The organism is Candidatus Phytoplasma luffae (genome assembly GCF_018024475.1).
In the GTDB taxonomy this organism is placed as follows: Bacteria; Bacillota_I; Bacilli_A; order Acholeplasmatales; family Acholeplasmataceae; genus Phytoplasma; species Phytoplasma luffae.
In genome coordinates this window covers 117,518-137,747 of sequence record NZ_CP054393.1, presented here as the reverse complement: position 1 = coordinate 137,747, position 20,230 = coordinate 117,518, and the positions used below count along the sequence as shown (strand labels likewise).

General features: G+C 21.8%; 18 protein-coding genes. 13 read left to right on the top strand and 5 right to left on the bottom strand.

Features of this window, described 5'->3' with window-relative positions; genetic code table 11:
- Nucleotides 1–150: 150 nt before the first annotated feature.
- Nucleotides 151–366 carry a hypothetical protein gene (locus LFWB_RS00655; protein ID WP_210954775.1) on the top strand — a complete coding sequence of 72 codons (216 nt, stop codon included), beginning with the start codon at nt 151–153 and terminating at the stop codon, nt 364–366.
- A gap of 507 nt (nt 367–873) precedes the next feature.
- On the opposite strand, the gene priA is transcribed toward LFWB_RS00655, so the two are convergent.
- From priA to nusA, 4 genes are all read right to left on the bottom strand, one after another.
- Nucleotides 874–3,222: a replication restart helicase PriA gene (gene priA, locus LFWB_RS00650; protein WP_210954774.1), complete on the bottom strand. Its 2,349-nt coding sequence runs from the start codon at nt 3,220–3,222 to the stop codon at nt 874–876.
- A 109-nt stretch (nt 3,223–3,331) separates the two neighbouring features.
- Nucleotides 3,332–3,685, bottom strand: a complete 354-nt coding sequence (rbfA, locus tag LFWB_RS00645) for a 30S ribosome-binding factor RbfA (protein ID WP_246454228.1) — start codon at nt 3,683–3,685, stop codon at nt 3,332–3,334.
- Nucleotides 3,678–5,531 (bottom strand): translation initiation factor IF-2, encoded by a 1,854-nt coding sequence (infB, locus tag LFWB_RS00640; RefSeq protein WP_210954773.1) that lies wholly within the window; start codon nt 5,529–5,531, stop codon nt 3,678–3,680. Before infB ends, rbfA begins: the two co-directional genes overlap by 8 nt.
- Nucleotides 5,532–5,994: 463 nt before the next feature.
- Entirely contained in the window at nt 5,995–7,056 is a 1,062-nt protein-coding gene (gene nusA / locus LFWB_RS00635; RefSeq protein WP_210954772.1) for a transcription termination factor NusA, read from the bottom strand.
- 985 nt (nt 7,057–8,041) lie between these two features.
- Here nusA and LFWB_RS00630 point away from each other — a divergent pair.
- The 12 genes from LFWB_RS00630 (at nt 8,042) to LFWB_RS00580 (ending at nt 18,117) form a co-directional block, all read left to right on the top strand.
- On the top strand, nt 8,042–9,529 hold the full coding sequence (locus tag LFWB_RS00630; RefSeq protein ID WP_210954771.1) for a 2-hydroxycarboxylate transporter family protein: 1,488 nt from the start codon (nt 8,042–8,044) through the stop codon (nt 9,527–9,529).
- Nucleotides 9,530–9,556: 27 nt separating this feature from the next.
- Nucleotides 9,557–10,438: a triphosphoribosyl-dephospho-CoA synthase gene (locus LFWB_RS00625; RefSeq protein ID WP_210954770.1), complete on the top strand. Its 882-nt coding sequence runs from the start codon at nt 9,557–9,559 to the stop codon at nt 10,436–10,438.
- Nucleotides 10,439–10,513: 75 nt separating this feature from the next.
- Nucleotides 10,514–11,161, top strand: a complete 648-nt coding sequence (locus LFWB_RS00620; protein ID WP_210954769.1) for a bifunctional 4-hydroxy-2-oxoglutarate aldolase/2-dehydro-3-deoxy-phosphogluconate aldolase — start codon at nt 10,514–10,516, stop codon at nt 11,159–11,161.
- Nucleotides 11,162–11,169: 8 nt separating this feature from the next.
- On the top strand, nt 11,170–11,487 hold the full coding sequence (gene citD, locus LFWB_RS00615; RefSeq protein ID WP_210954768.1) for a citrate lyase acyl carrier protein: 318 nt from the start codon (nt 11,170–11,172) through the stop codon (nt 11,485–11,487).
- Nucleotide 11,488: 1 nt separating this feature from the next.
- Nucleotides 11,489–12,373, top strand: a complete 885-nt coding sequence (locus tag LFWB_RS00610) for an HpcH/HpaI aldolase/citrate lyase family protein (RefSeq protein ID WP_210954767.1) — start codon at nt 11,489–11,491, stop codon at nt 12,371–12,373.
- Between the two features lie 72 nt (nt 12,374–12,445).
- Nucleotides 12,446–13,975, top strand: coding sequence for a citrate lyase subunit alpha (gene citF / locus LFWB_RS00605; RefSeq protein ID WP_210954766.1), 1,530 nt, complete (start codon nt 12,446–12,448; stop codon nt 13,973–13,975).
- Between the two features lie 46 nt (nt 13,976–14,021).
- Entirely contained in the window at nt 14,022–14,588 is a 567-nt protein-coding gene (locus tag LFWB_RS00600) for a citrate lyase holo-[acyl-carrier protein] synthase (protein WP_210954765.1), read from the top strand.
- Between the two features lie 690 nt (nt 14,589–15,278).
- Nucleotides 15,279–15,404 (top strand): hypothetical protein, encoded by a 126-nt coding sequence (locus tag LFWB_RS03915; RefSeq protein ID WP_281411834.1) that lies wholly within the window; start codon nt 15,279–15,281, stop codon nt 15,402–15,404.
- 150 nt (nt 15,405–15,554) lie between these two features.
- A complete protein-coding gene (locus LFWB_RS00595; protein ID WP_210954764.1) occupies nt 15,555–16,073 on the top strand; it encodes a hypothetical protein in 519 nt (172 codons plus the stop codon).
- Between the two features lie 68 nt (nt 16,074–16,141).
- Nucleotides 16,142–16,324 (top strand): hypothetical protein, encoded by a 183-nt coding sequence (locus tag LFWB_RS00590; protein ID WP_210954763.1) that lies wholly within the window; start codon nt 16,142–16,144, stop codon nt 16,322–16,324.
- 269 nt (nt 16,325–16,593) lie between these two features.
- On the top strand, nt 16,594–16,797 hold the full coding sequence (locus LFWB_RS00585; protein WP_210954762.1) for a hypothetical protein: 204 nt from the start codon (nt 16,594–16,596) through the stop codon (nt 16,795–16,797).
- 69 nt (nt 16,798–16,866) lie between these two features.
- Nucleotides 16,867–18,117 carry an ATP-dependent metallopeptidase FtsH/Yme1/Tma family protein gene (locus tag LFWB_RS00580; RefSeq protein ID WP_210954761.1) on the top strand — a complete coding sequence of 417 codons (1,251 nt, stop codon included), beginning with the start codon at nt 16,867–16,869 and terminating at the stop codon, nt 18,115–18,117.
- Nucleotides 18,118–18,894: 777 nt separating this feature from the next.
- Here LFWB_RS00580 and LFWB_RS00575 read toward each other — a convergent pair.
- On the bottom strand, nt 18,895–19,950 hold the full coding sequence (locus LFWB_RS00575; RefSeq protein WP_210954760.1) for a GNAT family N-acetyltransferase: 1,056 nt from the start codon (nt 19,948–19,950) through the stop codon (nt 18,895–18,897).
- Nucleotides 19,951–20,230 lie beyond the last annotated feature (280 nt).

Sequence of the window (20,230 nt, the reverse complement as noted above, 5' to 3'; positions counted from 1 at the left end):
GTGTATTGCTATTTTTTAAATAATTCCTTATATTGAAATCTTTGGTGTTTATCTCTTATTAATTGTTTTTTTTTTTTTTTTAATTCATACTTTTAATAGTATTGTTTTTTAAACAAACAATATAAATATATTAAAAGGAGAGATTATCTTTTGAACACAAATATTAAAAATAAACCACTTTTAAGATTTGGATTATTTTGTTTTATATTTATTTTATTTTTAACAATTAGTAATAATAATTTTTTGAAAGCAGATAACAAAGCAGTCAACTCATCAAATGACTCAGAAACTAACTCATCAGCTGACCCAGTAACTGATAAAACACAACAAAAAGAATTAGAAAAACAATTCAAAGAACAAAACTAACAATTAAAAGAACAAATTGAAGAACAAAAAAAAGAAAATTCCAATACAATAAAAATAATAATAGCGGTAATAGCGTTATCTTCAATAGCATTTATTTTTTATAATAAAAAATAATAATAAAAAAATTATTTTAATAATAAAAAGATCATCTTTTTTAAATAAAAATGATCTTTTTATTTTGTTTCAAATATTATCTAATTAATATTATTTATTATAGCGATAAATTATACAGGTTGTAATTTGTTGTAATTTGGGTTTTATATGTCTAAATGATTATTATGAACTAGCACCACTCCAAACCGCACGAGCAAAAGTTTCCAATCGTACAATTTTCTATACATAATTTCTCTCACTACGGTATCACATTTCTTTTTTTGAAGATGAAGTTATCTCAAAACCACTTTATTCTCTCCTTTTTGTCTGTATTATTTTTATAAAACTTCCTAAATAATTAATAAAGTTAGTAAATATTAATATTTAATGAAATATTAAAGAATTTTGATAAATTTAAATTATATTATTAAAACGATCAAATAAGATATAACAATTTTCATGTAAATTATTTTCAATGATAAAATTTAAATTCAAAGGCCAATTTGTATATTTTAAAGTTAATAACATTCTGTAGTTTTGATTTTTATAAAATAATAAAGAATGATTAGGCCCTAAAACTTTGATTTTATATTCTAAATGGTTTTCTAATATTTTTTTAATTTTTTGAGAAACATTTAAAACTTTAGATATTTTTTTATGAACTATTAAAATTTTACTCACAAAATTAAAAGGAGGATTATTTGTTATTTTCCTTTCTTCTAATATTTGTTCTAAAAAAGAAAATATATTATCATAATTGAATTTTTGTAAAATATAATGTTTTGTATTATAACTTTGAATAATCATTTCTCCTTTTTCAGAAGTATAATTAGATATTTTTTTTAATATTTGAAAAGTTTTTTCTGTTGCTTTAAAATTACGCATATTTAAAAGAACATCAGTCATTAAAATACCTATCGTTTTAATAAATGGTAATTTTAAATTTTTAACTATCATTTCTGTTCCTAATAAAATATCAATTTTATTTTTTTCTAAATTATTTAAAATTTCTTGATAAGTTTGATTATTTTTAATAGAATCAGAATCTATTCTAGCTAATTCAATAGATGGAAATTTCTTTTTTAAAAAAGATTCTATATATTCAATTCCTAACATTACGTTTTTTAAAGAATTATTGGAACAATTATTACAACAAGGGTTAAATATTTCTTTATAATTACATAAATTACATTTTAAAATGTTTTCAGGATTATTAAATAAAATCAAATTTTGATTACATTTTTTACATTTAGGAATATAACTACAAAAACGACATAAAACAAAAGGAGCAAAACCTTTAATATTGATAAATAAAATAGTTTTTTGTTTTTCTTTTATATTATATTTTAATTTTTTTAATAATATAGAAGATAAAGGTTCTAAATTTCCTTTTTTTAATTCTTCTTTCATATCCACTATTTGAATATTTTTTTTCTTTTGAATATTAGTTAAATCAAAAAAAGAAATTTTTTTCTTTTTGATGTTATAATAATTTTCTACCGAAGGTGTTGTGGTAAAACAAATTAAAGGAATTTGATGATATTTGGCTCGGATCATAGCTAATTCTTTAACGCTGTAATGAGGATGTTTTTCTTTTTCGATTAAAGATTCATCATTTTCTTCATCGATAATAATAACTCCTATTTTAGTTAAAGGAGCAAAAATAATTTTTCGTGCGCCGATGATGATAAAAATTTTTTGTTGTTGGATATCAATGTTTTTTTGATAATTTGTTTCTAAATTAAAATCGTTATCAAAAATAGCTATCAAAGTATAAGGGAAATATTTTTGGATTTCTTTTTTTAAAAGATTTATTAAAATAATTTCCGCCACTATAATTAAAACTTGTTTTTTATTTTTTAAAGAGTGTTCGATTAATTTTAAATATATTTTTATTTTGTCATCGTAATGATCATAATATAGTAAATAATTATGATAATTTTCAAAATTTAATTGTTCCCAAAAAAAAATTTGTTTTTTATTTAATAATATATCGTTATTAGGTGTATAATTTATTTCTTTGTTTGAATTTAATTTTTGAAATTTTGTTAAAATTATTTTTTGCATTAATAATTTATTTAACATTTTAGGAGAAAAAAAATTCAAAATTTCTTTTTTATTTAAATAAAGAGATTTATTTTTTTTCATTTGTTGAGAAAAATTATTTATTTTTTTTTTATTTAAAGGGGTTAATTTTATATTTTGAATTTCTTCTAAACAAGGGTTCAAATAATACAAAATTTGAGGCTTAGGACAATGATGTTTTTTATCTATAATGATGTTAATTTTGATAATTTTTTTGTTTTGTAACTTTATTAATTCTTGTCTAGAGATGAATTTATTTTTGAAGTTTAAAATTCCTTTTTTTTGCATTAAATAATTTTTGATTTCTGAAGGTAATTCTGATTCTTTTAAAATATCTATTTTTTGGGAATAAGTAGTGGAAAAACTTCTAGGAATTATAATATTATAAGCGGTAGAAATATCAATAAAAGGGGTTTTTAATATTTCTTCTGTTAACAAAAACATTTCTTCGTTTAAAAAAGGCGTCTCATCTAAAAATTCTTCAATATTTTTTGTAGCGTGATCACTAGTATTTTTTATTTGTAAAATATAACCTAAACGAAAATTATTATTACGACCAAAAGGAACAATCACTCTCATTCCTCTTTGGGCTTTGTTTTTTTTATTTTCGGGAATTATATAATCAAAATATTGATAAGAATAAGGAATTTTGTGATCTACTATAATTTTTGCAAACATCATATTATCATTTGGCCTTTTTTTATATATTTTATTTTTATTTAAAAAAAATATCAAAAATAAAAAAAAAGAGATAAATATCGCTATTTATCTTTTTTTTATTTTTGAACTATTTTATGATATTGTCTAAAAGTTTATCAATTTTTTTACCATAGGTCAAAGATTCGTCATATTTAAATATTAAATTAGGAATTTTTTTCATATTTTGAATTTCACTAGCTAATTTTAAACGAATTTCTTTTTTATTTTCTTCTAAAATTTTAAAAGATAACTCTATATTTTCTTGTGTATCGTTTAAAATAGTGAAAAAAATTTTACAAAAAGATAAATCGTTAGAAAGTTCGACATCAGTTAAATTTATATAACCTATTTTTTCATCTTTTATGGAATCATTTATTATATTTACTAATAATTCATGAATTAAACTTGCTCTTCTTTTGTTAGAAATATTTATATTACTCATATTTTACCTTCTCTATCTTAGATGCTTCTATTATATCATTAATTTCAAAATTATTAAAATTATCTAATAAAATACCACATTCATGCCCTTGATTGGCGCTATTAATATTATTTTTTAAATGTTTTAAAGATTTAATTTTACCTTTATAAATGACTTTATTATTACGGATCACTTTAGCTAAAGAATTATTATTAATAATACCTTTGGTAACATAACAACCTGCTATATTGCCGACAGAACTAATACTAAATATTTTTTTAATTTCAGCTTGTCCTGTGACTTTTTCTTCTAAAATCGGTTCTATTAATTTTTTAATTTCTAAAATTATATTTTCTATTAACTTATAAATAATATTATGATTTTGAATTTCTATTTTGTTGTCTTGGATTTTTTTTAATAAATATTGATTAATAGGATTGTTAAAATTAATTAATAAAGATTTAAAAGTTTGAGCTAAATCAATATCACTTTCATTTAACATTCCTATTGAAGCTTTAATAATATTAACTTTTATATTTTGAATAGATAATTTATTTAGGTTTTCTACTATAACTTCCAAACTGCCTTGTGTATCAGCTTTAACTATAACATTTAAAAATTTATTTTCATTTTCTTTTTTAGCTACTAAAATATTATCATGTGTATTATTAGAACTTTGATTTTGTAAGTTTTGTTCTTTTAATATTTGTTTTTTTTCTTCAATAATTTTTTTAGCTATTTTTTTATCTTGGATGACTTCAAATATATCTCCTGCTTGTGGTACAGAATCTAAACCTGATACTAAAACAGGTTGCGAAGGATAAGCTTCTTTTATGTTTTTTTTTAAATCGTCCTGCATAGAACGGATTTTACCATAAGTGTTATTACCGACAATAACAATATCCCCTATTTTTAAAATTCCTTGCGATGGTATAAAAGTTGCCGAAGGTCCTTTGTTTTTATCTAAAAAAGCTTCTAAAACAACCCCTTTGGAATTTTTAGTAAGGTCTGTTTGTATATTATTTATTTCACTTACTAATAAAATCATTTGTAATAATTCATCTATACCTGTTTTTTTCAAAGCAGATATTTCCATATAAGGAGTTTTACCGCCCCATTCTTCTGGAGTTAATCCTAAATTAGATAAATCACTCATAATATTGTCTTTTTTATTATTTAATTTATCTATTTTATTAATAACAACAATTATTTCTACTTGCGCTTTTTGAGCATGTTTAACAGATTCTATTGTTTGCGGTTTTACTCCGTCATCAGCAGCAACTATTAAAAGACAAATATCAGTTACTTGAGTCCCGCGAGAACGCATTTTAAAAAAATCTTCATGACCAGGACTATCTATAAAAGTAATTTTTTGTTTATTGTAATTAATTTCATAAGCACCAATATGTTGAGTTATTCCACCAAATTCTTTATCCACTAAATGAGTTTTTCTAATAGTATCTAATAAGGTAGTCTTACCATGATCTACATGACCCATAATAATAACGATTGGCACTTTGGGTGTTGAATTTTTATTATTAGTTTTGATTTTTTCTTCTTTTTTTTCTTCTTTTTTTTCTTCTTTTTTTTCTTCTTTTGTTTCTTTTTTTTCTTCTTTTGTTTTTTTTAGATCAAAAATTATTTCTATATCTAAATATTCGCCTAATTTTTGTATTTTTTCTTTATCTATTACTTGATTAATATTAGTTTTTATATCTAATTCTATAAATTTTTTGATTAAAAAAATATTAGAAACTTCTAAAATCTCAGCTAATTCTTGAACAGTATGTTTAGGATTGAAAATATAACTTTTAACTTTGATTGGATTTGTTAAATCCTTATTATCTTTCTTATTTTTTTTATTCATATCTGTTTTGTTTATCTTTCTTTGGTTTTGATTATATTTTTTTAAATAATTACATCGATAAATCAAAATGTGTGTAAGTATGAAAATTTTATTTTTATACCTTAATCCATCCTAGTATATTATATATTATTTTTTGATGATTAACTCTTGTTTGAAATTAACAGGTTATTTATTCCAATTACTAAAGATGATATAAACAAAGAAATAATAACTAATGGTAAAACTTTTAAAACAGCTTTTGTTAAAGTTTTTTGATCAATACTTAAAAAAATACCAACCACTAAAAAAAGCAACAAAAAATTCTAAAAATCCCCATATCATCTCGGTTAGCTCTTTATTATTTTGTTTACAAACCATCTTATTTTTCTGTTTTTAATTATTTTAAAATATTAATTTGATTTTTTTATTTGTTAGAACATTTAGTAATGGTTTTTTCTGTTTTTCATATCCAAAGAAAATAAAATTAAACATTTTTATCTAATGTGATATTCCATTTGGTAACTTGAGTAGCTAATCTAATATTATTACCAGATTTCCCAATAGCTAAAGAGAATTGTTCTTTATCTATTAAAACAGAAGCTATTTTTTTGTCTAAATCAATAATTTGTATTTCATTAATTTTAGCAGGTTGTAAAGCGTTATTAATTAATTTTTTAGGATCGTCGCTCCATAAAAATAAGTCAATTTTTTCACCTTTTAAAATTTTAGTAATGTTTTTGATTCTGTTGCTTTTTTCTCCAATACAAGAACCAACAGCGTCAATATCTGGATTTCGTGATAATAAACCTATTTTTACTCTTGTAGAAGGTTCGCGAGCGATGCTTATAATTTCTATTAATCCTTCTTGAATTTCGGGAATAACTTCTTTAAAAATTTCTAAAACATAATTAACGTGAGTTCTACTAATAAAAATTTTCGGTAACTTATTTGTTTTTTGAACTTCAATCACGTAAACTTGAATTCTTTCATTTAATGAAAAATTATCATTTTTAAGTGTTTCTTTTTTTAACAAAAGAGCTTGTGTTTGTTTTTCTAATTCTAAAGTGAAAAATTTTTCATTAATAGAAATTATTTTTCCGCTAATTAATTTATTTTCATAGTTTTTAAAAAAATTATAAATATTTTCTCTTTTAAATTTAATTATTTCTTCGTTTAATTTATTTTTTAAATCTTTACAAGCATAAAAATTAAATTGTTTAGGGTCCACTTCGATTTGGATAATATCTCCTATTTTAGCATTTTTTTTAATTTTGCGAGCTTCTTCTAAATTAATAGTAGTTATTTTTTTATAATCAATATTTTCGTTTTCTTCTATTACGTTATCTGAATTTGTAACTAAATATTCTTTATATAAAGAATATTCTTCATAATTTTTATTAAATGTTAAACGACAACTCTTCACTTGGCAATGTTTTTTGCAACCTGAAATTAAACTTTTTTCAAAAGCTTCTAAAACTTGTTCTTTGGTTAATTCTTCGTCTTTCGCTAAAGTTTCGATATTATCTAAAATTTTTTTTGTCTTCATATATTTTTTTCCTTTTTATTGTTGGAAAATTGGATATTTTCATATTTTCAATCTTTTAAAATTAAAATATAATTATATAATATTTTAACATTTTATTTTAATATTTTTTGTTTTTATAATCAAAAAAAATATTAAATAATAAATATTTTTTTATTTTGAATTTATATTTGAATAATTAGGACACCAAAAAAATTAGATATATTTAAATTTTTTTTGATTATTTAGATAATTTCATAAGTTATTTAAAGTTTTGTTTAAATTATTTATTATTGTGAATAAAGAACTTTATAGTATTAAAAAAACATAAAAATGATTATCAAAAGAGAACCAGAAAGAAATTTTCTAAGGTTATTTTTAACAACTAAAATAAGAATATAAAAAATATTTAATGGATATAAATTTTAACGCTTATAAAATTTTGCTAGCGAGTTTCTAAAAAGGAAGAATTTTTAATAATTTTCTAGAAACTAAAAATCTTATTTTAAAAATATTTTGAATTATCAATCTTTTTTTAAAATATTAATTAAATTTAACTTATGTTTATATTTTTTATAGTAATTTTTTTATTTTATAAAAATATAAACATAATATATAATAAATTTTTAAATTATATAAATAATATATAATAATTATGTTAACGTTTTGAAAATATTATTTTAAATAATTAAATTAGTAATTCAAAATCTTCGAAAAACGTCAATTATTTATTTTTTAAAAATATTTAATTATTTAATAATGCGCATAATATAGAATAATATTTAAAAAATGTTATTAAACTAGTTATTTTTTTATAAATGAAATATATTTGGAAAGTATAGGTTTATTATGTATATAAATTTCAAAGAAGAAGTTTTGAAAATTTGTATGAAATACAAAGGAAAATTATAAATTAAAAATAAATTCGAAGTAAACAATATGCATGATTTATCTCTAAATTATACTCTGAAAAACTTTATAAGAAAGAAGAATATTATTTAAATATATTATGTTGAATAATAAAAATAAAAAAATTAATATCTTGGGTTGTTCTATTTATATAATTATAGGTAGTTTAATTATATTTTGTATTACAACTTATTTCGCTTTTAAAAGCGAAATTGATAAAAAAGCATTAGATTTAAAAGAATTTAATTTAAATATATGGCATAAAATGATATTTATGTTCTTATTTACGATGCTTTTGGGTGGTATATTCAAAAAAATCGGAAATAATACTCCTATTTTAAGAAATATAGGCGGTGGAGCTATTTTGTGTTTACTTGTTCCTTCGTTTATTTTTAGTTATAAAACTGATTCTCAACAATGGATGAAATTTACAGAAATATTTAAAGAAAATCAAAAATTTATAAATGAGAATTCTAAGATGGGATTTTCCGAATTTTTTGTTGCTTTTTTAGTGGTTGGTAGTCTTTTAAGTATTGATCAAAACGCTTTAAAAAAAACCGTTAAAAAATTTTTACCATTAGTTATTATTTCTTTATTTATATCAGCTTCAGTAATCGGACTAGTAGGTTATTTTTTGAATCCTACAGAAAATATCACCAAAACAATACCTGAACTAAATAACAAATATTCATTTTGGAACACTATTTTCTTTATTTTTATTCCTATTTCTTGTGGAGGTATTACATGTGGTATAATCCCTCTTAAAACAATAATGAGTCAAGGAAATGGTACATTGGCGGAAAAATTTTCACCTATTATTCTACCTTCTTTAATAATGGGTGGTATTATAAGTGTTATTATGGGCGGATTGATTAAATGTATTTTTGGTAAAAGTAAATATAGCTCTCTAAACGGAGAACTTGAAAAAGAAATATTTTCTGAAAACAAAAATATTAATACAAAACAAAATCCAAAAGAAGAAAGTATTAGTTATGACAAAATAAAAACTGGTTTTATAATTATTTTATCTTTATATGTTGTAAGTGCTTTCTTAAGACATTTAACTTTAATATCAACAAATTCATTATTAAAATTATTTACTACATTTGATATAACTCATTTATTTCCACCTGTTATTGTTTTTTTAGTATTATTAATTTTTTTATTAAGATTTTTTAATTTAATCCCTTCATATTACATCGAAAGAGCAAATCAAGCCTCTAAATTTGTAACAACTACTTTTTCTGACGCTATTTTGGTTCTTGTTGGTACAAAGTTAGATTTCAAAATATTAATAGATAACTTTCAAAATATATCTTTTATAATTACTTGTTTATTATGTGTTATTACTACAGCTTCAACTGCAGCTATTATAGGTAATCTAATAGGTTATTATCCTGTTCAATCTTCTATTGCTGCTGGACTTTGTGCCAATAGTATAGGTGGAGCTGGTAATATAGCTATTTTAGAAGCTGCTGATTCAAAAAAATTAATGCCTTATGCTCAAATATCTACGCGTATAGGCGGTGATATTGTTGTTATTGTTACTAGTATTATTTTTCCTATAGTGTATACTTTCGCATCGTAAGAAATTATTAAAAAAATGTTAAACTCAATGAAATATTTAACAGATTTTAAAAAAAAATTTCAAATTGATTCATTTAATAAAAAAGAAATTAAACATTTTTTAATAGATATAGCTATTAATTCTATAGAAACAGAATTATTATGTTATCCATCTTTAGGTCTTGTTTCTTTTAGAGATTCAGGTTGTCATTTGGATATGAATATCGATACTTTTTTAAAATCTAAAGACACCTTTTATGCTTATTTTTTAGAAATAAGTGTTTTATGTATGGATTTTGAAGAATTAAACTTTGCTCAATTAAAATTAGCAGGTATTCGCCAAGAACAAAGAATGTTTAAAGCTACTAATAATATTAATACTCAAAAAGGATTAATTTTTAATTTTGGCATAATTTTTTATGTAGTTTTTCATAGTTTAATTCATAATATTGATTTTTGTTATTGGAGCGATAAAATAAAACAATTTGCAAAACCTTTAGAAAATGATTTTTTGTTTTTTAAAGATAAAACTAAAGGCGAAATAATATTTAAACAATATGGTATATTAGGTGCTCGTGGCGAAGCCTTATCAGGGTATCAAAACATTTTTGCAAAAGGTTTGCCTTTTGCAAAAAAATGTTTTGATAAATATCCATATTTAAAAAAAAACGAATTATATTTATGTTTATTAATTTTTTATTTAAAAGAAATCGATGATACTACTTTAATTTCAAAAATAGGTTATCAAAACACTCAAGAAATAAAAGAACAATTTCAAGAATTAATTTATATTTTGGAAAATATAAATTTCGAAGTTTTTTTAAATAAAATTATAAAAAACAATAATTTTTATAAAAAACAGAATATATCACCTGGTGGTTGCGCTGATCTTTCTGTTGTTACTTTATTTTTATTTTATTTTTATAAATGATTTTAATAATAAAATTTATTTTTTTTATAATGCTAAATTTAATATAAAAATTAACAAAAAAAGGTAATTGAATAAATGGAAAACATTCAAAAACATATAAAAAAATTAAAATTAAATCCTTTGAGTGTCATAGTGAGAACTAAAACTTATGAAAATGCTCAAAAAGTATTAAAAAACACATTAGAAAACGGTTTTCTTTTTGCTGAAATAACTTTAACCGTTCCTAATGCTTATCAATTAATAAAAGAAAATAGTGAAAAATATCCTGATGCTTGTATTGGGGCAGGAACTGTTTTAACTTTGGACGAAGCCAAAAAGTCTATAGAAAAGGGAGCTCAATATTTAGTATCTCCTGTTTATAATAAAGAAATTTTAAAATGGTCTTTAGAAAATGATATTTTGTATATACCAGGTGTTATGACTGTTAATGAAATGTATCATGCGACTGAGCAAGGAGCACAAATATTTAAATTTTATCCCGCAACTTCTTTAACACCAGAAACTTTAAAATTAATAAAAAGTCCTTTTCCTAATTTTAAAATATTAGCTACTGGTGGTATTAATTTATATAATATGGAATCTTATTTTGATTCTGGAGTTTTAGCCGTAGGTATTACTGGTGTTTTAGGGGGCGCATCTGATATAGTAGATGAAAAGATAATATCTAATTTAGCAATGGAATATTTAAAAATTATGAAAAAAATAATTCAAAAAAGAAGGTAATTTTTTAAATGAGTAATAATTATGAAAATATCGATTCTAATAAAATAGTATTTTGTGGCTCTTTAGAATCTAGCGATTGTTTGGTAACTATTGAACCTAATAATGATAATAAGGTTAATATTTCGATCGAATCTCCTTTTATTCGCCAATTTGGAAAAAGAATCAAAAAATTATGCTTAGATATCCTTCAAGAAAGAAATATCACTACTTGCAATTTAGTAATTCAAGATCAAGGCGCAATTGATGAAGTTATAAAATCTAGAATTGTTACAGCTTTGGATAGATTAACAAAAAATATTGAAATTTTAAATAGCGAGAATAAATAAAATGAAAAAAAATAGAAAAACTATGTTATTTGCTCCAGGAAATACATCTTCTTTATTTAAAGATATTATTTCTTATGAAGTTGATACTGTAATGTTTGATTTAGAAGATTCTATTAGTATTGAAGAAAAAGATTCTGCAAGAGAATTAACCAAAAATATGATTAATTTTTTTGATTATAATCAATATAACATAGAGGTAGCTGTAAGAATTAATCATTTTGATACAATTTTTTATGAAGAAGATTTGAAAGTTATGATTTCGCAATCAAAAACAAATTTATTACGTTTGCCCAAAGTAGAAACTAAAGAAGATGTATTAAAAGTTGTAAATGATATAGAAAAATTAGAAAAACAATTTAATAAAACAACAAAAATTAATTTATTTTGCGCTTTAGAAAGTGCAAAAGGTATTTTAAATGCTTATGAAATCGCAACCGCTTCAAAAAGAGTTGTTGGAATTGCTTTAGGCGGGGTTGATTATTTATTAAATTTACAAGCAACAAAAACAGATTCAAGACACGAATTATTATTTGCGCGTCAAATGATATTACATGCCGCTAGAGCAGCGAATATTGATGCTTTTGATTGTATTTATGGCAATGTACAAGATTTAAAAGGGTTAGCTAAAGAAGCTCAATTTGTAAAAGAATTAGGTTTTAATGGTAAATCCGCTATCCATCCTAATCAATTACCTATTATTAATAAAATTTTTACTCCTAGCGAAAAAGAGATATCTGATTCTTTAAAAATTTTAAACGAATACAAAAAATATAAAAAACATAATAAAGGAGTTTTTTCTATTGATGGACAAATGATAGATAAACCTATTATAGAAAATGCAGAAAATATTATAGCAAAAGCAAATATAAAAAATCCTTTAATTTAATTACTATATATTTTTTATATTTTAAAAAAATATATATTATACAAAATATAAAAAAAGGTTAAAATTCAAATTATGTCAAATATAAATAATGAAATCCTTAACAAACTTCGAAAAAATTATAATTTTGAATACAACAGTTTTATCCCCCAAGAACAAAAAAATTTTTCTAGAGAAATAAAAAAAAATAAAATTGTTCCTTCTTTAAAAGAAGCAATTGTAAAAAGTGGTTTGAAGGATGGAATGACTATTTCTTTTCATCATCATTTTAGGCATGGCGATCAAACAGTTGAACAAGTTATGAAAATCATTGATCAATTAAATATAAAAAATTTAACTATTTCGGCTTCTTCTTTTACTAAGTCTCACGAATGTTTAGTTGATTACATTAAAAAAGGTGTAATAATTGGTTTAGAAGGTTCTGGTTTGAGAGGTGAATTAGGTGATTCAATTTCAGAAGGAATTTTACTAAAACCAGCTATTATACGTTCTCATGGCGGAAGAGCGAGAGCTATTATGAATAGAGAATCAAAAATTGATATAGCTTTTTTATCAGTTTCTAGTAGTGATGAAATGGGAAATTCTAATGGGAAACATGGTATCTCTTGTGTAGGTTCTTTAGGTTATGCTTTAGTAGATGCTCAATATGCTGATAAAGTAATTGTTATAACTGATAATTTGGTTCCTTACCCAAATAGCCCTGTTTCTATTTCTCAAATTTATGTTGATTATGTAGTTAAAGTAGATTATATCGGCGATTCTTCTAAAATTGCTTCAAACGAAATCCATACTACTTTTAATCCAAAAGAAATAAAAATAGCAGAAAATATTGTTAAAGTTATTACAAACACTCCTTATTTTAAAAATAATTTTTCTTTTCAAACTGGTACTGGCGGTGCTTCACAAGCGTCTTTAATGATTTTAAAAGAAGAAATGTTAAAAAAAAATATTAAAGCTTCCTTTTTTTTAGGAGGCATCATCAAATCACAAGTAGAATTTTTAAAACAAGGTTTGGTAGATAAATTATTAGATGTTCAATCTTTTGATTTAGACGCTGTTCAATCTATTGAAGAAAATTATGAAAAACATTTAGAGATATCTTCTGCTTTTTACGCTAATCCTTTTATTAAAGGTTGCGCAGTTAACAAATTAAATTTCGGAGTTTTAAGCGCTTTAGAAATAGATGTCAATTTTGATTGTAATGTTATAACTGGATCAGATGGTTATATAAGAGGAGCTTCTGGCGGCCATTCTGATGTCGCTTTTGGAAGCGATATTTCTATAGTAGCTTTACCATTAATAAGAGGTAGAATACCTTCTGTAACAAATAAAGTAAATACAATAGTAACACCAGGCAATACAATTGATATTGTAGTTACTGATGCAGGAATAGCTGTTAACCCCTTAAGAAAAGATTTAATTAAAATTTTAACTGATGCACAAGTACCTTTAAAAAGTATAGAATATTTACGTGATTTAGCATATAAAATTACTGGTGCGCCTGAACAAATAGAATATGATAAAAATAAAATTGTCGCTTTAATTGAATATCGTGACAAAACTTTAATAGATGTTGTTTATAAAATAAAACCTTTCACTTTATAAAATTAATATATGAAAACTTTAATATTATAATTCGATGAATATTAATATGAAAATAAAAATTTTAATTTCTAGAGAAAAACGATATTTAAAACAAAAAGAAATTTTAAATAAATATCAAAAAGGTTTATTGACGGCTAATTTAAATATCCCAGGAATAAATAAAAATAAACCTTTGTATGATATGTTTTTTAAAAAAATAATTAATAAAATTTTATTGCCTTTTTTACAAAATTTAAAAATTATTTATTCAAATGAAAAACAAGTATTTTTAAAAGATTATGCAGGTATTTATTTAAATATAATTTTAAATACTGGAAATGAAAATTTATTAAAAATTATCAAAAATAAATTAATCGAATTAGAAGAAAAAGAATTTATTTTAATATTTTTAGATTTTGACTTAATAAATATAAAACATGAATATATAAAAAGAGAATTTCTTAACAAAAAGAGAAGAATTTGTTTTTTATGTAATAGAAGCGCCAAAATTTGTGTTATTCAACAAAATCATTCTTTGCAATCATTATTAAACTTTATTGAACAAAAAATGAAAATATTTCTATCCCGAAATAATTCAATATCAGGAAAATCAACCAAAAAATTATGTGATTAAAACATTAGATTATTTTTCAGAAAACTATTAATTAAGTATTAATAGCTATAAAAATTAAACAAACCAAATCTTATTTAATTTAAGATTTGGTTTTTTTATAACCAAATCTTAAATTAATTTTTTAAACAAAAAAAGAAATTTAAAAAAAATCATTAAAAATTAAAAAGATGTTAATGATTTTAATATTTTTTTATTTAAAACAAATAAACACAATCAAAAGATTTAATAAACTGTTTTTAAAATATAAAACATTAAAAAAAATCAATAAAAACTTCCCATCCAAAATGAAGTTAATATATTAAATTAAAAAATGAAATCTTATATTTAAAAGAATATTAATATTTTATTAAATAAACCGAGATTAAAAAAATATTAATTGCTTTTTTTTGTTAAAATCTAAGTTAATATTCGTTTTATATTTATATTTTGAATAATAGATATAAAAAAATAAAAAGAGAAAGGTTTTAAAAATGAATATTAATATAAAAAATAAATTTTAATAATATTAATTACATTTTTCTCAATATTAGAAATTGGAATATATTTATGGAATGATTATAATTACCAAAAAAAGGAAGAAAATGAACAATTAGAAGAAAATTATAAAAATAATTTACCAGAAGAATTAAAGAAATTTATTCCAGATAAAAATTTAGATGTAGTTTTATTATTTAGTAAATTAATTTTACTATGCATAATTTTTTTAAATTATTATTTGAATATTTTTATAAAAACAAACAGCGTGCAGATAAAAAAATTAGAAAGGAATTAGCAGATGGAAAAAGACAGTATCAAAAATATTATCAAAAAGAATAAAAAAATAATATTAATTATTATGTTTTTAACTTTCATTGTTTTAGCGCTTTCAACTTATTTATGTTCGATTTTCTTTTATAATTCTTCAAATGATAATGTTTTGGATAATAATTTTGTTTCATCAAAAAAAATATTTCTAATAGAAATAAATTGGAAGAAGAAATTAAAATTTTAGAAAAGATCATACCATCAACAAAAGAAAATTTAAACAAAGAGCAAGAAAATTTGGAAGAAACTAATAGAACAAACCAAAGACAAATAAACGACTTCCGACAAATAAAACAATCATTAGATTCCGAATTGACTGTTTTATTAACAAATTGTACCCAAGATAATAGTTTAGAAGAAAATACTAAAATTTACAAAACGAAAATATTAAATTTATATTTTGATGCTAAAAAAAATATAAATCAAAAAGACAAAGAAAAGAAAGAAAAAGACAAAGAAAAACAAAAAAGCGAAAAAGAAATGTTATTATTACAAAAAGAAGGTTTATTGATAGCGTTAAGATTTAATTTAAAAACTAAAAAAATAGATTTAATGCAAATTGATCAAGAAAAAAACGAAAACATTGAAAACAAGTTTATCTCAGATGCTGATATATATTTACAAAACTTTGAAGCAATTGAATATCGCAAAATTTTAGAAAAAAAGCTGAAGAAATTTTAGAAAAAGAAAACGAATTTTTAGAAAATGAAAACAATTTTAAAATCCAAAACCAATATTATAAAGAATGTATGGAACACTTTAAATCATTAGAACAAATTTATAAAAAAGCCGAAACAGACTCAACTTTATACAACGAAACAAACTATATTTCAATACAAACATCTTTAGACAAAATTAAATCTAAGTTAAACCAAAACATTATCCAAGAACAAACAGGAATAGATAGTTATATTAATGATGATGATGAATAACAATAAAGAGAGTTAATGAATTGAAATGAATCAAAAAATTAAATATATATTGTTTTCAGTTATTGTTTTTTTTGTGTCAATATTTAGTTATGAGTTTTATAATATTTATTGTAATCGGGGGCAAAAATAGATCCTTATCAAATGATTGATAACATTTCTCAATTTTGCGAAATAGATATTATAGAAATATCAGATAGCCTTTTAAGAACTGGTTTTTGTAAAAAAATCCAATCCAAAAATATTAATTCAAAAAAATATTTTATTCTGAAATGGATGGTTTAATTTATATAAAATTTTTAGAAGCATTAGAAAAATTTAAAATAAATGATAGTCAAAATATTAGTATTAATTACAAAAACAAATGTAATATTTTTACTTTATCTATTGAATTATTAAGTAGCCTTTCATCAGTTATTTTTTTAATTTATATTTTTAATTCTTTAAAACAAGATATGAAATCTTTGAATTTTTAAAACATAATTAATAAAAAATCTCAATTTACCTTCGAAGATGTTGCCGGCAATGAAGAAGAAAAAGAAGAAATGAAAGAATTAATTGATTTTTTGAAACAACCTCAAAAATATTCAAAAATTGGCGCTTCAATTCCCAAAGGTGTTTTATTGGAAGGCCCGCCAGGAACTGGTAAAACCTTACTCGCTAAAGCCTTAGCTGGTGAGGCAGGAGTTTCTTTTTATTCTGTTTCTGGTTCAGAAATAGATGGTATCCTAGTAGGGTTAGGTGCTAAAAAATTAAAAAATTTATTCAAAGAAACTAGATATAACGCGCCTTGTGTTTTATTTATTGATGAAATTGACGCTTTAGGTAAAAAAAGAGGTGGAGTAGATAATAAACATGAACAAACTCTCAATCAACTTTTAACTGAAATGGATGGCTTCACCAAATCTCAAGGAGTAATTGTTGTGGCTGATACAAATAGAATAGATATTCTAGACTCTGCCTTATTACATCCAGGAAGATTTGATCGTAAATTCACAGTAGGACTTCCTGATGTTAAAGCTCGTGAAGCAATTTTGAAAGTACATACAAAGAATAAAAAAATTGATCCTAATGTAGATTTCTTACAAATCGCCAAACAAACTCCAGGAATGAGCGGTGCGGAATTAGGAGCCATTTTAAATGAAGCTTCTATTTTAACAGTGAGAAATCAAAAAGATTTTATCACAATGACTGAATTAGAAGAAGCTGTTGAAAGATTTTTAATGGGGGCTGCCAAAAAATCAATTAAATACAATGAAGAAGAAAGAAAAATGGTTGCTTATCATGAAGCTGGCCACGCAGTTATTGGTTTAAAATTAAAACATGCTCAAAAGGTACAAAAAATAACTATTATTCCTAGAGGTAACTCAGGCGGATATAACTTAATGATACCTGAAAAAGAAACTTTTTTTTCATCTAAAAATAGAATGAACGCTAATATTAGTTCTTATTTAGGTGGCCGCGTCGCTGAAGAATTAATTTTTGATGATATTTCTTCAGGCGCTTTTGATGATTTTAAACAAGCTACACGAATAGCGCGTTTAATGATTACTAAATACGAAATGAGTGATTTAGGAGTTTCTCAAGATTCTGAATTTTCAGATAAAAAAGCTATAGATCAAGAAATTAAAAAAATCATTGATAAATGTTATAAAGAAACACAGTTAATCATCAAAGAAAATAAAAATTTACTTGATAAAATCACTTTTAAATTATTAGAACAAGAAACAATTACTAAAGAAGAAATAGATTTTTTAATGAAAGAAACCGAACAAAAAAATAAAATAAGTAATTAATTATATATTTTATATTGATAAAAAAATTTATAAAATAACATTAAAAAAAAATATTAACATAATTAAAAAAAGATAAAAAATAAAGAGACTTTTAAATAAAGTCTCTTTTATTTATATTTTTAATCATTTTTAAAACAAAAAAATTTGAATAGTTAATGAAAACGATAATGTTGAATTCTAATAAACAATCTAAAGAAATTAATCGTTTTGTATAAATAAATAATAAAACAAAATCAGATTATTAATAACAAAAATAAAAAAAAGAAGATAGTAAAATTAACTTTTTTAGATTTTTATTCAATTAAAAAAATGTTAAAACAAAACAAAATCATAGATGGAAAACTATATGTTTAGAAACTTACTTGTGTGGAGTAAAATAGTTAATTTTTTATAGTCGGTTTATTTGAAAATATATTATAGGAGCTGTTTATTATTTATTGGATTAAATAAGTTGAGCAGTATATTTTGTTTTTAAATTTTCAGAGATAATTTTTTAAATTAGATTATTTTTTTGATAGGGTTTTAATTTTTGAAAAAAATTGTTTTTTTGATAATTACATGTTTAAAATTTTTGACAGCAAAAAAAGCGTTCCGAAAAGAGAAATCTTTTATTATTTTTTTCTTTAAAAAAAATATATTATATATAAATACATGTAATAGATGATTTTTTGGTTACAATTAAAAAAACAAGATTATATTTGTTTTTGAATATTTTTTTAAAAAAGTCTAATTTTAATCCCTATATAAAACGGGTCCTTATTATTCTTAAATAAATAATTAATTATTTTTATCTACTAAACTTAATAATTTTTTATTTTCTTTATATTTTTCAGGATTTAAATTTTTTAAATAATTCAAACTTGAAATTGGAACTATTTCAGCTATTTGTTCAAATTTGCTATTTATAAATAATTTTCTTGCTTGAGTTGCTGAAATAGCTTTATCTTTATATCTTAATCTTGGCAATATAACTAATTCTATTCCTTGTTTTTGAAATATATCTTTCATAATTTGATTATATAAATTAGTAGTAAAAGAAAATGGTTCTTCTCCTACAAATCTTTTTTTAATATTTAAAACAGAAGCTATATGAGTAACAAAAATAAATGAATCCAAAATTATTTGTTTTTTAATAACTTCTTCTTTAGAAGATAAAAAATAAGAAGGGAAAACGTTTTTTGAAACTAAATAATTACTACCTTCTACAACTTTAATATTGTTATAATTTTGAGTAACTAACTTTACCATATCTAAACGTTCTTTATATGTAAACAAAGACCCTTCTTCACTAACCATAATAATATAAACAAAATCACTATTTTGAGAAGCTGTTTTTATTAAGTGTTCATGCCCTTTGGTCAAGGGGTTTGCGTTCATAACTATAGCACTATTATTATTGTTTTCTTCTTTTTCTTGTTTTAAATATTCTAAATATTGAGTAAAAATATCGTATCTATTTGTTAAAAAGCTAAATTCATCATTACTATATATAATTTTAAATCCTAAGTTTTTAAAAATTTTACAATTAATAGATTTAGTAAAAACAAAAACCTCTTTAAAATTATTTTTATAAATTCTTTTGATCATAAAATCTATTAGAATATTTGCGAAATTATAATTTCGGTATTTTGGTTGTATCACTAAACAACGCAAATTATTTAAATAACGACCAATCACCCCAATTATTTCATTTTCGTTAGAAAGAATAATTGCATATTCATCTATAATATCTTTTTGAAATTTTTCTTCATATAAAATCTTTTTTATTTTAATAAAAATTTCTTTATTTTTATTATCTTTAGGGTAAATAATTTTTGGTTTTTGAAATAACATTAAATAATACCTTTTATTGATTATTCTTAATTTAATTTTAAATGAGTTGAAATTGTTTTGCATGCAAATTAAAATTACAGCCTTAAAAAAAATCTATCTTATTTATTTTCATTATAACAAAAAAAGATTTTCAATCTTAATACTAAAAAATAGAATATAGTAATAAATCAGATAATATGGATAGAATATATAGGTTTTTAACTTAGAATTTATATTTTTAAGTGGTTATTCCGCATTATCCTTTATCCAAATCTTATGAGCAATTTGCCGAGTATACCTC